Origin of the sequence: Chitinophaga qingshengii, from assembly GCF_014529935.1 — a bacterium.
GTDB classification, from domain to species: Bacteria; Bacteroidota; Bacteroidia; order Chitinophagales; family Chitinophagaceae; genus Chitinophaga; species Chitinophaga qingshengii.
In genome coordinates this window covers 286,308-302,139 of record NZ_JACVFC010000005.1, presented here as the reverse complement: position 1 = coordinate 302,139, position 15,832 = coordinate 286,308, and the positions used below count along the sequence as shown (strand labels likewise).

Genomic DNA, 15,832 nt, shown 5'->3' with positions numbered 1-15,832 from the left:
GAAGATGATCATGGTATTATTTGGATTAATACTGATAGCGCTGATCCTGTTTCTCTTTTTTGTGAACCAGGTATCCCGCTATCAACGTAAAAAAACAGCAGTTCCCGATACTTACCGGGAACTGCTGCAAACACATGTACGTTATTATCAGCAACTAACAACAGCAGATAAAACCCGCTTTGAACAGCAGGTACAACGTTTCCTGAAAAGAACGCATATAGAAGGCGTAGGTACGGAAGTAGAACCGCTGGACCGGGTACTGGTGGCGGCCAGCGCCATCATTCCCATCTTCGGGTTTAAAAACTGGGAGTATTTTAACCTCACCAACGTCATACTCTACCCCGATACATTCGACGAGTCTTATCAATACGAAGGTAATCGCCGTAACATCCTGGGCATGGTAGGCAGCGGCGCACTCAACGGGCAAATGATCCTTTCCCGCTCCGCGCTGCGGGAAGGTTTTTCCAACACCACCGATAAAAGCAATACTGCCATCCATGAGTTCGTACACCTGCTGGACAAGGCCGATGGCTATGTGGACGGACTTCCCACCAAACTGCTGGAACACAGTTACAGCATTCCCTGGCTGAAGCTGGTGCATCAAACCATCCAGGAAATGTCGGAAGGCCGTACAGATATTAACCCGTACGGCGCTACCAACGAAGCCGAATTTTTTGCAGTGATTTCTGAATACTTTTTTGAACGGCCGGATTTACTGTCGGAGAAACATCCTGAGTTATATAAAATGCTGTCGCATATTTTTCAGCAGGACCCGGCTAAAACCACAGTCTGATCAGGGTTTTGTCAACTTCTTCACCGCTGCTTTTAATTCCTCGATTTCTTTTTGTTGCTGGAGAATATAAAGCGTCAGCTCTTCTATTTTCTGCATTTGTTTGCGTTGCATATCGCCCAGATCTAAACCTTCCTGTTCAATGGTGGCAGCAGAAGGTACATCCGGCAGATGGCGGTAAGTATTGATGTGTTGTTGTACAGCGGCCAGGGACGGGAGTTTGTAGCCGGGATCGAAAACGTAGTCGGCCCAGCCGGTTTGGGTGACTTTCATGCGCTGTGAGGTAATGGTGCCTACTACCGCCAGTGCGGACTGCGGCCTGGAAGTACCGATTCCAACACGCCCATCGTCAGTGATAGTCAAACGCACAGTACACATTCCGCCTGCGGTACATCCGGCATTATCATAAGCCCAGAACTGCAGACTATTTCCATAGCCCTGGCCTCCCATGTTATAGATATTCCAAACTTTTGCCTGACCAGGCTGGTCTTTAGCCGGGTTCTGAAGGGAGACATATCCCCCGATATCAATGTTGGTAACAGAGCTGATAAGCCCTTGCCGGGATAGTATATTACCATTTACATCCAACTTTTGAATGGGATCAGTAATACCGATACCAATGTTTCCATTTTGATCAGTGATCTGAGCAGACATGAACATGGGGAACAACAACCCCATCAAGATAAGGGAGTATTTCATAGTAGTATACGGGTTAAATGTGAGTTTCTAAGATAACCTATTTTCTCCCAAAGTGCAAACGGTATTGTATCCCAATCTGCGCCCCCAGCCACATTTTAGTATTTTCCGTACCATCATCGCTGACAGTATTGCTGAGTGTATATATTGGTTTAAAGATACGTACCGGCAGGCTTTCTTCCGGGCCGGTGAGCGGCGCCGGTTTTCCCATAGTATAATAGGAGGATTGCAGCATATTAAAGGAGATACCTCCTTGCAGGTAAAAATGATCATTTAACCGCCTTTCGCCGGTGAGAGCCAGTTTATGCCATTTCATACGAATCTCTTTTACGATAGCTATCGCAGAATCATAGTTCGCCTGCATTTTACCGGTGGTCGCCTGCAGGTGCAGGCGCCAGTCGTCAGATAACCGTACTGAACTACCTAAGCCATAGCGCAGCCCGGAGGCGTTGGAGCCGGTACCCCAGGAAGCCATCGCATACAAAAAAGGCATCCCCGCCTGTGCCTGCGCGTTTACAAAATAGGATTCTTCCACAGATACGCCTATGCCGGCAAAAGGTATGAGGCCTTCCCGCTGAGCGCTGTTGCCATCTTTCGTACCTACAAAGGCACGGTCACGCCGCCGGAACCAGTTGGAAAGGAAGGGGAAGCGCTCGCGTGTAGCAGACGGACTCCGTTTATTCGTGGGGGTTAGCGGTACATTCGTTTTCTCCGGTAGTTTTGACGCCTTCTGTTGCGGATTGGTAGCAGCCGGGTTCGTACGTTTAGCCTCCGCCGTTAGTGGCGGCTCCGGCTCTTGTTTTTTAACGGTGGTATCTGGTTGCTCTTGTCTGCCTATACCCAGGCTTATCCCACCGATCCCCCACCCCTTTTTCTCTTTTTGCCCTTCGGGCGATGACAAACGAGGCCATGACAGCAAACCGGTATCCCGGCGATGAAGCAGACTGTCCTTCTTTTGGGAAATGACCATAGCTGTCAGGGTATCCCGTATATGCCTGACTGTGTCTACCGGTTTTTCAGGAATGATCAGCAGCGTATCGGGATCGATACCGGTGGCAACAGGCGGGGTTGGTACCGGCTTTTTCAGGATGATGACCGGCGGTTTTTTAACTGTCTTTTTCTCCGGGGTGGCTACCGCTGTTGGCTTTGCTGCCGGAGGTGTATCTACAAAAATAACATGTCCGCCCAGCACCCGGTAACTGATACCAGTCTGTGAGCGGATATCCTCCAGCAACGTTGCCAGCGGTTGTGTTTTTTGATGTATACGGATCAGGCGGGAAGGTGGAAACTTACGGGTGTTTAGGGAGAACCGGGCGCCAGTTTGTTGTCCCACCATTTTCAGCAACTTATCCAGCGGCATCGCCCCGGTATTGATGGTAATATTTTTGCGAAGATTTACGGCGGTGGACTGACTAAAACTTTTCGTCATCACTCCGATGAGCAGGCAGGCGATCCACAACCATTTACCCACCGCAGCCGGTTCCGCTGATATAAACCTGGTCTTTATCAATCCTGCATGTAACATTCAACGTAACAGATATAACTTCAAATATGTATGTTATCGGTTTATTTTCAAATGAGCTACTCATCATACAGTTTTCCAGCGCCTTGTTTTCAAATATTACCCGAATACCATAAGCTTTTTCCAGCTGTGTGGTAATGTCTTTCAGGGTTATATTCTCGAAGCTGAACATCCGGGTGGCATAGCCCAGTTGATTGCTGTTGAACGTGCTGCCGTTGAGGCCCAGCTGTTTCCGGGAGATATCGTATATCCCTTCCTGTCCGGCTTTCACCTGGATACTGCTATCGCCCCGCGACATACTCACGGCGCCGGTTTTCACCATCACCGCAATGGCCGTATCTGACTCCCGGATATTGAAGGAAGTACCCAATACCTGTACGCGAATATCCCCCACTGCTACAATAAACGGTTTATCCGGCTGCGAAGTTACATCAAACCAGGCCTCCCCCGATAATTTAACCCAACGGGCGGTATCCTGAAAACCGGTAGCGTATTGAAGCGAGGTATGGCTGTTCAGTACAACGATGGATTGATCGGGCAATGTATCACGGCGGATAGCCGTTTCCGTTTGACGGGATACCAGTGCCAGTGTTTTAGGCGTATGGTGGGGACGGAACAGGAAAAACAGGATCACGGCTACTCCTCCCAGCAATTCGATACCTGTCATCATCCACCGTATCACTGTCTTTTTCCGGGTAACCGGCGCAGGCGCCAGCCGGGCCTTTAATTCCTCCAGCGCAGTAGCTCTGTCCGGCAACTGGTAACGCTGTTGCAGCGAGGCATCATCCCACACGGCTGCCACCTGGTCATACAGTTTGCGGTGGTCGCGGTGTGCCTGTATCCAGTCCTCCACAGCCATGGCTTCTTCCGGGCTAGCTTCCCCGGAAAAATATTTTCCTAATAATTCATATGGCAGGTGTTCAGCAGTGCTCATGATCTATAAAAAATTGTAACTCATAAAAACAACCAGGCGAAAAGTATCATCATCATAATATCGAACAACTTAGCCCTTAGTATCTTCAGTGCTTTGCCCATCTGTACTTCAACGGTCTTTACCGAAAGCCCCAGATCGGCTGCAATTTCCGCATATTTCCGGCCTTCAAACCGGCTTTTGCTGAAAATAAGCCTGCATTGCGGCGACAAGCTGTCGATATGTTCCATGATCCGGCGATGTGTTTCCTTGCTGACCAGCTCGTTCCGGTGCTCATAGACAGGTGTCCGCTGCGCCAGGTAGTTGTCTTTTACTTTCTCATGCCGCTTTACATTGAGGCAATAATGATATACGGCGGTATACAGGTAGGACTTCACCGACTGCTGCGCATCCAGCTCATTCCTTTTCTCCCACAGCTTCAGAAAAACGGCCTGTACAGCGTCTTTTGCTTCGTCATTATCTTTCAATATGGTAAAGGCATAGCGGTGCAAGCCCTCAAAGTAGGTCTGAAAACTTGCTTCCACCAGTCTCTCCTGGTCTTTAGCCCTGCTAAAATGTATATCCACCGGTTAATTTATCAATAGCTGCCCTTAATACACCTTCGTGTTTAAAAACCCTTATCGCGCCGCAAAAATAATTTTTTTAAGCCGGGTAAGCCGAAATTAAAGGCATAAAAAAAGCGCCGGCCTATCCGGCCGGCGCGTTCAAAACGGGTCGTTATTTTATTACAGTTCCTTCACCCTGATATTCCGGAAACGTACAATAGAACCATGTCCCAGGAAACCGATATGGCCGGTTTCATTTTTCAGGCCGGGATGTTGTTTATGGTCCAGCGTACCTTTTTCACGGGCTTCGGCGATATCGCCATCCAGGATTACAGTACCGTTCAGGATCACTTTAATATGCGTACCATTTACAATCGCTTCTTCATAGTTCCATTCGCCTACCGGTTTGAGGAAACCTCTTTTGGCGGGAATAACACCGTATACGGAGCCATGGTATTGATAGATATTCAGGTCCTTATAAATGTCCGCTTCGTTGTCCAGGATCTGTAATTCCATACCCTGGTAAGCAGCGTCGCCATCCAGCGGCGCACGTACACCCAGGCCGTTATTGGCGCCCGGCGTAAGCTGGAATTCAAAACGGAAAGAGAAGTTTTTGTATTCTTTTTTCGTGTAGAGGTTACCGTGACCACCATTGGTCGGGTAAATCACCAGGTTGCCTTCATCGATCACATAATCTTTGGTATTGCCGGTCCATTCGTGCATGTTGGTACCATCGAACAATACTTTATATCCTGCTTTCTTTTCCTCATCATTCAGTACAAAAGGTTTTACACGGGGCAATTCCTTAATGTACAGGTTGCGGTAAGCTACATAGGTGCCATGCGCCTGCAGCTCTATCTGCTCTTCCGGAGAGATAGGCAGGTTGCGGTCCCAGTAGTTTTCCAGGATGGTATTATCAGTTACCAGCTGACCATTCAGGTAAACGGTTACGCGGTCACCTTTCATGATAATGCGGAAGTGGTTCCACTCGCCGATGGCGTTATCCGCCAGTTTCAGCGGTTTAGCTTCGTTCTGCTGGTTGTTGTAGAGACCACCGGAGCCAACCTGGGCGCCTACATCCCTGCGGGAAGTGTCCCAGATCTGCACCTGTGGCGTACCACGGAGGTAGATACCGGCGTCGCCGTTTGGTGTAATTTTCCAGTCCACCAGCATTTCGAAATCGCCGTATTTTTTGTCGGTACAGAGATTATCACCCTGACCGTTGAATACCAGCAGACCGTCTTTTACAGACCAGCCTTTACGCATGGTTTCATTGGCTTTTTCCTGTGCTTTGGCTAATGTTTTAGCGTCCATTTTCCCACGGGCGATCGGATTTTCCACCAGGCCTTTCCAGCCGCTGAGGTCCTTGCCGTTGAAGAGGGAAACAAAACCATCGCCGGCAGGCATTTCCGCGAGGTATTTGCGGATAGACTGGCGCTGATAGTCGGCATCACCGCCTTTCAAAGCCGCTGCCGCTTTCTCCAGCAGTTGGCGTACGGTATTGCCGTTATAGGTTTTGTTGGCCAGGGCAATGTTCATCACCGCCATAGCAGCTTCCTGTTGTACCGCAGCGTTATCAAGATATTCGCCGGCCAGCGTTAAGGCAGGGAAAGTTTTGCATTGCTCCAGTACTGTCAGCGCCTGTTTTTGTATGGCAGCAGATGGTTTCAGTTCCAGGGCGTTGTTCAGCATCAGTACTTTCTGATCAGCGGTATAGCCGGATTTTTTTGCCAGCGCGATATAACCGGCGAGGGCATTTTCGCGGTAGTCGGCGTTGTCGCGGGCTATTTTCAGCAGAACAGGCGCAGCAGAAGCGTCTTTCCAGTCAGCCAGCGCAGCTACCGCTGCCGTTTTCGTAGCAGCGTCGCCGTTAGCGAAAGCCGTCATTACCGGTTCCAGTGCGGAAGGCTGACCGATGCCTGCCAGTACGCCGAGGTAGCGGGACTGGTTGGCTGCACCCGCCTGTTTCATCTGCGGCATTACATCATTGCTGGTAGCGCCGGCGTTGATGAGGGCAGTCTGTATATTGCTGATTTCAGCGGGTGTACCGGCACTGTTGAGCAATGTGAACAGGGCAGGCAGGTTATTTTTATTGGCCACATCTTTCAGGGCGGCGAATGCAGCAGCTTTCACCTCAGCGTTGCTGCTGGCAGTAAGCGGCAACACGTCGTTTACGCGGCTGTCAGCTTTACGGGCAGCGAGTACTTCCAGCAGGGCTGTTTGCGCCGGAGCGGGAACAGCCGCCAGCGCAGCGCCGGCCTGTTGTGCTACTTCATCGCCGGGGATCAGGCGCAGTGCATTTTTCACCGCAGTGATGTCGGCAGCAGAGCCATTTTTCAGGATAGCCAGCAAAGCAGGCAGTGAGGAAGTGCCGCCGATGCGGGCAGCCGCAGCGATCGCCGCCAGTCTCACCACTTCGCTGTTATTTTTGGTCAATGCCGTGATAGCCGGTAAAGCAGCCGTTACCTTGTTCTGCCCCAGCATGGTGATGATAGCCGCTTTGGTATCATCGGGTGCTGTTTTCAGCAGCGCCTGCCAGGTAACGGAGGAACCGGCAGCAAAAGGACCGGCGAATTTCAGGGCAGCATCGCGGTATTCATTGTTTTTGCCGGTCACCGCCTGGTTGATCCAGGGCTGACTTTTTTCACCGAGGATGTCTACCAGCAACTTGAGGCCACCGGTGCGGGTATGCACCTGCGCATCGGCAGTGCATTGTTTCACCAGGGCTTCTGCGATTTTCTGAGCAGCAGCTTTGTTGCCATTTGCTGCCAGCTGACCGGCATAATACAGATAAGAAGAAGCAGCGTCTGTAACATCGTAGGTATAACCTGCTTTCGCCGCAGCGCTGCCGAGTGCCGCAGCAGAAGCCGGCGCCGCAATCTGGGCCAGTGCGTATTGAGACACCTTTACCAGTTTCTTATCGCTGTTGTTCAGCTGTGCAGTAATAGCGGGTACGGCGGCAGTATAACGGGCATCCCCCAACGCTTCTGTGAGGGTGATGCGGTTGGCGGCGTTAGCGCCGGCGAGGGCGCCGAGCAGTGCCTGTTGAGCTGCCGGTGTATTGATTTTAACCAGCACGCGGGCAGCAGGATCGCAGAAGCGGTCAGCCGCCAGCAGCGGTTGCAGGGTGTTCACCGCGTCATTATCGCCGGTGGTTTGCAACTGTGTGAGCAGAAATACTTTGTTTTCCGGATCGGTAGCTTTGTTGATAGCCTGGCAGAAAGCAGCAGCGGCTTCTTTACGTTTGGCTTCTTTACCGGGCTGGGTAACATAATAGGCGTAACCTGCGAGGGCATATTGCAACTGGGTGTTGTCGCCTTTGCCCTGGGGTACCAGCATACCCGCGATGGTTACCACGCCTTCGGAGCCGAGGGCGCTGATGGCTTCCATATTGGTATTGAACTGCTCTTTATTGGGAGCAGGCATAAGAGCCAGCACATCGGCGATTTTGGTATTGAATGCGCGCTGATCTGACGGGCCCTGTGCGGAGGCCAGGCTATTCCAGCCAACCAGCAGTGCAGTAAGTATGTATGCGATCTTTTTCATGAATTCATTTTCTTGATGGAGACATAATCATTTGGTCATTTTAATATTTAAATATTAAAATGATTAAATGGTCCAGGGGCCGCGCATGGGCTGGAATATCAGGGCATTGGCGCCGGCATCGTCGATAAACTCCTGTTTCACCGGGTCAAATTTGAGGGATCGGTTCAGGCGAAGCGCTATTTTACCCATGTTTACGAGCGTGCAGGAGCGGTGACCGTTTTCTTCGTTGAGCGCAAATTTTTTGCGGTTTTTCACGGCATCCACGAAATCGGTTTGTTGTGGCGCCGGGTCCGGGAAGGCGGCCAGTTTTTTCTCCAGGTCCGGGATATCCGATTTAAAGCCTGGATACAGCTTACCTTTCGGTCCTTCTATATAAGCGGCTTTTTCATCTTTACCATCTCCATCGAGCACGATCTGACATCCGTCGGCATAGGTGTAGGTAATTCTTCTCCAGGTACCTACTGCGTCGGGGTGTTGCTGTGGTGCATCCACTTCCACGCTGACAGGGCTGGTATCGTCTTTACCGAGGAAGTATTGAATCGGGTCGAGGTAGTGCTGGCCCATGTCGCCGAGACCGCCGCCATCATAATCCCAGTAACCGCGGAAGGTCTGGTGTACACGGTGAGCGTTGTAAGGGCGGAACGGTGCGGGACCGAGCCACATATCATAATCCAGTTCTTTCGGAACGGGCATGGTGTCCAGGTTGGTTTTACCTACCCAGAAAAATTTCCAGTCGAAGCCGGTATGTTTGCTGACGGTCACTTTCAGTGGCCATCCGAGCAAACCGCTTTCCACCAGTTTTTTGATCGGTTTAACCGTGGTGCCCATGCCGTAGAAACGGTCTTCAAAACGGAACCAGGTATTGAGGCGGAAAATACGGCCATGTTGCTGTACCGCTTCCACGAGGCGTTTGCCTTCGCCGATGGTAGCTGTCATGGGTTTTTCGCACCAGATATCTTTGCCTGCACGGGCGGCGTCGGCAGCGATAATACCGTGCCAGTGCGGCGGGGTGGCAACGTGGACGATATCCACTTCAGGAAGGGTAATCACTTCACGGTAGTCGGAGAAGGTTTTGACACCTTTATCGCCGAGCTGGTCCATGGCCAGTTTGAGGTGACTGCGGTCCACATCGCAGATCGCTACCACGCGGGTGCCGGCATAGCCGAAATGACCGCGGCCCATGCCGCCGGTGCCTATCACCGCTTTGGTAAGCTGATCACTGGGGGCGAGATAACCGCGTCCCATGACATGCCGTGGAATAATCGTGAATGCAGCAAGCGCTCCCAGGGAATTTTTAAGGAACGCCCGCCTTGAATCGCTGTTTTGTTTTGCCATATATATGTTTGATTGAATACGTGTATCGATCTCCGTTAGTTCACTGTATATTATTCACTGTATAAATTAAACCCTGTGGTTGATGTAACGGAAAGATAAAAAGTCGGTAGGGCAAATGCAAGCGGAGCGGCGTAAAATAGTGATAAACGGCAAAAGGGGGACAGTAGCCATGTATGATGGCCTGTAGAGAAGCATCCAAAGCAAAATGAAGCCCGGCGCGGACAGGACTGTACCTTCGCCTGCTTTTTTTATCAGATTTTGGAAGATGAAAAGACTTGCATTATTTTTTATAATCTTCCGGGAGAAATTTATGCAGATCCCCTGCCACCAAGCGTATCCCGTACGCTTATCACCCTCCCGGAGCGTCTTTTCATCTTCCTGTTTATCATGATGGGTAAGGGTAGTTTACCCGGGTGTGTTATTATTCGTACCAGATACTGGCGGCGCCCAGAATAGCGGCTTGTTCACCGAGTGAAGCCTCCAGCAGTGGCATATGATAATTGTGTTGGGCCAGTTCCCGTTTAACCGCAGGGAAAAACAATGCCGAAGCCTGTGCAATGTTACCACCGATCACGATGGCTTCGGGCGATTCATCCCGGATGAAGCCGGTCAGGAAGTTGGCCAGGTTATGTGCGAATTCATCGAACACTTGTTGGACCACAGGGTCACTATCGAGATAAGTGGTGAGTTCCTTTACGTCTTTTACCGTTTTACCGGTCAGTTCCAGGTATCTTTTAACGAACCAGCGGGTGGACAGGTAATCTTCTGCGATACCGTCGCGGTAGGGCGTACACCAGCGATCGGCATCTGCTGCCAGTCCGCCGTGATAGATGGCGGAACCCAGACCGGTGCCCAGTGTCAGCCCTATAACATGACCGTAGTTACGGCCAGCGCCGCTAAACACCTCTCCTTGCAGGAAACAGCCCGCGTCGTTGATAAAACGGATTTTATCCGGTGTTAGTCCCAGTTTAGCTGCCAACAGTTGTTTTACATTCAGATCGTAGAGTGCGTCGTATTTATGCTGGTCTTTCATCCGGCTGATGCCCAACTCATAGTCAAAGGGACCGGGCATACCGATCCCGATATACCGGGTATCGGCGGGTATATCCCCGAAGGCATCGTTAATCACGGCGGCCCAGGCCTCAATTATTTCCGTCGCGCTGCCTTGTGAGTTAACGCGCGTCCGGTGCCAGGAATGGGTATCAATTGTCCTCGTCTCCAGGTTCACCAATGCAGCTGTGATATGGGATCCGCCGATATCAATTCCTAATGCCATGGAACTTTTCATAAATCGTTTTAAATAGTAGTAATGGGCTAAATCGTTTTAGCTTCGACAAATATAAGATTGTTTGGTTGACAATGTCAAATAAATCGTTTTAGCAAAGAGAAAAATACAGGGCTCAATATAACGTCTTTTTTGATAAAGCAAAAAGAAAAAATGTAACCGGAAGGGTCGGGTAAGGACGACTTGTATTTTTCCTGTTTCAGCGCCCTGCCCCATGCTGTCATTCGGCTTTCAGACTCTTCACCGGATTGGCAACCGCCGCTTTTACAGCCTGGTAACCAACCGTCAGCCAGGCAATCATTTCCGCCACAACAATAGTCAGTAAAAATATCTCCATTCCAATATGAATCCGGAAAGCGAAATTTTGCAGCCACTGATGCATCACATAATAAGCCAATGGCGCTGCGATCAAAAAGGCGACCCCAATCAACAACGTAAACTCTTTGGAAAACAAATAAATGATGTGGAGCACAGAGGCCCCTAAAACTTTCCGGATGCCGACCTCTTTGGTACGCTGTACCGCCATAAAGGAAACGAAGCCATATAAACCCAGACAGGAAATAAAAATGGCAATACCCGCAAATATTTTATACAACTGCGAAAGCTGATTTTCCTGCTGGTAAAAACCGGCAATCTTATCATCCAGGAACTGGTACTCATACATAAAATCAGGATAGATTCCATTCCAGATTTTTTCTATCGCCGCCAATGTTTGTCTGGCTTGCTTTGGTTCTATTTTGATGTTGGTTAACCCGCATAGCATTTTATGTGAACCTAATACAACCGGACTCATTTCTTTATCGAGTGAGCTGCTGTTGAAGTTTTTTACAACTCCCACCACCGGCGCTGCGATATTTCCGTCCCAGAAGTTGAGCTTCTTTCCCAGTATATCTTCCGGATTTTTAAAACCCAATTTTTTCACCATCATTTCATTCACTACAAAACCATTTACGGTATCGGCCGGTTGATAAGGCTTTCCGGCAACGAATGGCATGTCGTATGTTTTAAAATAATCGGCATCAGCCCAAATCAGTTCTGTGTTAAAGCCAGCTTTTCCGGTCTCGTTATCAAACCGGAAATCACTGTCCCAATGCGCGATGTCTATAGGGCTGAATGCGCTCATCGTTACATTTTTCACTCCTGCCTGCTGCAACAGCTGCGTTTTGAATCTGTCCATTTTAGTGAGGCGCGCCGTGTCAAATGGCAGCGGTACCGTAATGATGGCATCTTTATCAAAACCCATCGCGGCATGCTGGAAAAAATTCATCTGACTTACCACTATCAATGTCCCGATAATCAGGGTTTGCGCAATAGTGAACTGAAAAACCACCAGTACTTTTCTCATGGAAAGCCCGCCTGCCGTCCTGGTAGTAAATTTACTTTTCAGGGCGGTGATGGGATTAAAGCCGGATAAAACGATGGCCGGATAGAAGCCCGATAAAAGTGTAACCACCACCGTTACAGCAGCTGAAAAACCGATCAGGGGAAGACTGAAATGCATTGCCAGCGGCGCCTGCAGGAGATGGTTCAGCAAGGGCAATACCATCCAGGCGAGTGCAATAGCGACGATTACCGAGATCAGTGTGATGAGCAACGTTTCACTTAAAAACTGAACGATCAGTTGTTGTTTGCTGCCGCCCAATACTTTTCTGATACCCACTTCTTTTGCCCTGTTTACTGCCTGCGCCGTAGAAAGATTAATAAAATTGATACAGGCAATGATCAGCAGGAATAAACCGATTGAACTTAATGCGGTAATCAGTTTTTTGCTGAAGGTAGTTCCCCGGTAGGTGCCAAACTCCTGCTCATAATGAATATTGTTTAATGGCTGTAATACATATCCCTGGTTGGCATATTCAGCGGGCATATGTCTTTTTACGAAAGCGGTAAGATCGTTCGCAAATTGTTGTACTGGCATATGCTGAGGCAACAGCACAAAGGTATTCAGCGATCCGTCCTGGCCGGTCCAATCGGTAGAGATGTCCTCCTGCCGGGCATTTTTAAAGGAAATCACCACTTGTAGCGGGAAATCAGTGTTGACCGGCGTATTTTTCAGGATGCCTGTTATCTTACAAACCTGGTCGTTGCCATTTTTAATAAACTGCCCGATGGCTGCATGCCAGTCACCGAAATACTTTTCCGCCGTTGCCTGGGTAAGCACTACGGTATTGGGTTCCGACAGGGCGGTCCTGGCATCGCCTGCCAGGAAGGGAAAATGGAAGATGTCAAAAAATTCAGGCTCCGCATAAAATATATGCTCTTTGAATTTTTCCTGCGGGTTACCGGTGTTGTTCATCACTGTTACCTGTCTGTTTGTCCGGTCATATATACGGGCCACCTTCTCCAGCTGCGGATAATCTATCAGCAGGGCTTCCGCCACCGGATAACCGCTGCCCATCGAATAGCTCATTCCATGCGGCGTTTGAACGGCTCCTGCTACCCTGTAAATACGTTCCTTGTTGTGATGAAAATTATCAAAGCTGGTTTCATACTGTATTAGCAGGAAAATAAGCAGGCACGCTGCGATACCGACAGCCAAACCAATCGTATTAATAACAACATAGGATGTATGGCAACGTAAGTTTTTCCAGGCGGTTTTCAGGTAATTTTTAAACATCATCGCGGTAACATTAAGCGTTGAACAAGAGAACGGGTCAGCAGCGCCAAGAAAAATGCCACTAAGACACAGGATTGACACTCAATATATTTTGAATATAAAAAAACAATAAATGTGCGTTTTTGTACACTTTATTGTTCATTTATAGCAGCGACATCCCTACCCTGATACCTTCGCCGCAAATAAGAGAAAAAAATATTTATCGCTCTTTTTTTGAAAATTTAATCGGTAAAGTCACCCTTTTTTGAAACCGTCAAAAAAAGGAAGCCACCACATCCTTCATTTCGCTAATCTTTGTAAACGTTTGTCAACAGGGCATTTTGACGGATGGAAAATTATTTTCATTTTTACATCGTCAAACAAACAGCACGATGGAACTCCGTCACTCCATGTTCAGAGCAAATCTGACAGACTATATTGCCACCAACTACAACACTTCTCCTCCCACCCGCTAATATTATTTTTCGGGCTATCACCCGGCTATTGCCAGCATTTTTATATGCCGGCACATGAATGCTGCACAACAGTATCTCCTGTTTCGTGACAATATTGCCGCGTCCTGCCTGTAAATCGCATATACATACCTAAACATCTAATACCCACAACAAATGGAAAACACCCCCGTATTAAAATGGGCATTGCTCATTGGCTTGCCTGTTCTGTGCCTGATCATGTACAAAGTTATTCTTCGTATATTCTTCGGCGTTGTTATTGTACCAGAAGACCGCATTGGCCTGGTAACGAAAAAATTTGTACTCTTTGGTAAACAGGAATTGCCCGAAGGCCGTATCCTGGCTACGCACGGCGAAGCTGGTTTCCAGGCGCAAACACTGGCTCCGGGCGTCTATTTCTGGAAATGGATATGGCAATACACCATTACCTTTCAGCCCTTTACCATTATCCCTACCGGTAAAATCGGGCTGGTACTCTCGAAAGACGGCGCTGAACTACCTACCGGCTCCATTCTGGCCCGTAAGGTAGCCTGCGATACCTTCCAGGATGCGGTGACTTTTCTCGATAACGGCGGCTGCAAAGGCCGGCAGACAGCTATCATCACACCCGGCTCCTATCGTATCAATACCTTCCTCTTTGAAGTGGAAATCACCGATATGATATCTATCCCGGAAAATGCCGTAGGCATTATTACCACGCTGGAAGGACAAGCGCTCGAAACAGGGGCTATCGCCGGTAAAACCATCCCCGAGCACAACAACTTCCAGGATGTGGATGCTTTCCTGGAAAAAGGCGGCTACAAAGGGTTACAGGAACAGGTGATCCTCGCCGGCTCCTACTTTATCAACCCCTGGTTTGCCAAAATGGAAATCGTTCGCATGACGGAAATAGCCATCGGTCACGTTGGCGTGGTCATCTCCTTTGTTGGTAACGATGGGATAGATATCAGCGGCGTTGAATTCAAACATGGCAATATTGTAGCGAAAGGTTCCAAAGGCGTATGGGCGGAACCGTTAGGTCCGGGTAAATATCCGATCAACCCCTACATCATGAAAGTAGAACTGGTACCTACTACCAACCTGGTACTCAACTGGGCTTCCGCCAGAAGTGAGGCACACCAGCTCGATAAAAACCTCTCTACAATCACCGTGAGAAGTAAAGACGGTTTTACTTTCAACCTCGATGTGTCACAGATCATCCATATACCCACTACCGAAGCGCCGAAAGTAATTGCCCGTTTCGGTAATATGAGCAACCTGGTTACGCAGGTACTGGAGCCTACTATCGGCAACTATTTCCGCAACTCGGCCCAGGGCTCGGATGTGATCAGCTTCCTCACCAGCCGTAAAGAAAGACAGAACTCGGCGAAAGAACATATCGGCATGGTGCTCGATCAATACAACGTTTTCGGCGTAGATACCCTGATCGGTGATATCGTGCCACCGGAAAGCCTGATGAAGACACTGACCGACCGTAAAATTGCGGAAGAACAAAAAGTGACCTACGAAACACAGCGCCAGGCACAGGAAACACGGCAGTCCCTGGAAAAAGAAACGGCGGTAGCTGAAATGCAGAAAGAAATCGTGAAAGCCGACCAGGGCGTACTCATCGCAGAAAGAATCGCCGACGCTTCCGTGAAAAAAGCTACCGGCGACGCCAATAGTGTACGCCTGCAAGCCAATGCGGAAAGTGACCGGATGAAATTACTGGCCAGCGGTGAAGCGGAAAAAGTAAGACTGCTCGCCAGAGCAGACGCTGACCGTACCGAATGGACTGCCAAAGCAGAAGCAGAAAAAATATCGCTCACCGGTAAAGCGGAAGCAGAAAAAATACTGGCCATCGGCCAGTCCAGCGCCGAATCCTATAAACTGGCGGTAGAAGCCATGGGCGGCGAAAACTTCACCCGCCTGAAAGTAATGGAAGCTATCGGCAACCAGCATATCCGCATTATGCCGGATGTACTGATCGGTGGCGGCGAAGGCGCCAACGGCCCCATCAGCGGGTTATTGGGACTGAAGCTGCTGGAAGAAATCGGCAACAAACAAACCTCACCGGCAGTTACACCGTCCGGCGACACGGAGGTTAAATAAACCTATCATCCCTATATCCACT

The 15,832-nt window shown here is 49.4% G+C and carries 10 protein-coding genes; 2 read left to right on the top strand and 8 right to left on the bottom strand.

Annotated features, from left to right (window positions below; genetic code table 11):
• Positions 1 to 4 precede the first annotated feature (4 nt).
• Entirely contained in the window at positions 5 to 793 is a 789-nt protein-coding gene (locus ICL07_RS28275; RefSeq protein WP_188091424.1) for a M90 family metallopeptidase, read from the top strand.
• Here the strand turns inward: ICL07_RS28275 and ICL07_RS28270 are convergent, their stop codons facing one another.
• The 8 genes from ICL07_RS28270 to ICL07_RS28235 all read right to left on the bottom strand — a co-directional run bounded on the left by ICL07_RS28270 (position 794) and on the right by ICL07_RS28235 (position 13,270).
• The gene (locus ICL07_RS28270) at positions 794 to 1,489 is read right to left on the bottom strand and encodes a hypothetical protein (protein ID WP_188091423.1); all 696 of its coding nucleotides are present in this window, start codon (positions 1,487 to 1,489) and stop codon (positions 794 to 796) included.
• A 37-nt stretch (positions 1,490 to 1,526) separates the two neighbouring features.
• Positions 1,527 to 3,011 carry a hypothetical protein gene (locus ICL07_RS28265; protein WP_188091422.1) on the bottom strand — a complete coding sequence of 495 codons (1,485 nt, stop codon included), beginning with the start codon at positions 3,009 to 3,011 and terminating at the stop codon, positions 1,527 to 1,529.
• On the bottom strand, positions 2,950 to 3,942 hold the full coding sequence (locus ICL07_RS28260) for a FecR family protein (RefSeq protein WP_188091421.1): 993 nt from the start codon (positions 3,940 to 3,942) through the stop codon (positions 2,950 to 2,952). Before ICL07_RS28260 ends, ICL07_RS28265 begins: the two co-directional genes overlap by 62 nt.
• 20 nt (positions 3,943 to 3,962) lie before the next feature.
• Positions 3,963 to 4,505, bottom strand: coding sequence for an RNA polymerase sigma-70 factor (locus ICL07_RS28255; protein ID WP_188091420.1), 543 nt, complete (start codon positions 4,503 to 4,505; stop codon positions 3,963 to 3,965).
• A gap of 159 nt (positions 4,506 to 4,664) precedes the next feature.
• Positions 4,665 to 8,030, bottom strand: coding sequence for a DUF1080 domain-containing protein (locus tag ICL07_RS28250; RefSeq protein ID WP_188091419.1), 3,366 nt, complete (start codon positions 8,028 to 8,030; stop codon positions 4,665 to 4,667).
• Positions 8,031 to 8,093: 63 nt separating this feature from the next.
• Entirely contained in the window at positions 8,094 to 9,365 is a 1,272-nt protein-coding gene (locus ICL07_RS28245) for a Gfo/Idh/MocA family oxidoreductase (RefSeq protein ID WP_188091418.1), read from the bottom strand.
• A 421-nt stretch (positions 9,366 to 9,786) separates the two neighbouring features.
• The gene (locus tag ICL07_RS28240) at positions 9,787 to 10,653 is read right to left on the bottom strand and encodes an ROK family protein (RefSeq protein WP_188091417.1); all 867 of its coding nucleotides are present in this window, start codon (positions 10,651 to 10,653) and stop codon (positions 9,787 to 9,789) included.
• A 217-nt stretch (positions 10,654 to 10,870) separates the two neighbouring features.
• Entirely contained in the window at positions 10,871 to 13,270 is a 2,400-nt protein-coding gene (locus tag ICL07_RS28235) for an ABC transporter permease (protein WP_246485192.1), read from the bottom strand.
• A 605-nt stretch (positions 13,271 to 13,875) separates the two neighbouring features.
• Between ICL07_RS28235 and ICL07_RS28230 the strand changes: the two genes are divergently transcribed.
• Complete coding sequence (locus ICL07_RS28230) at positions 13,876 to 15,810, top strand: SPFH domain-containing protein (protein WP_188091416.1); 1,935 nt, start codon at positions 13,876 to 13,878, stop codon at positions 15,808 to 15,810.
• Positions 15,811 to 15,832: the final 22 nt, after the last annotated feature.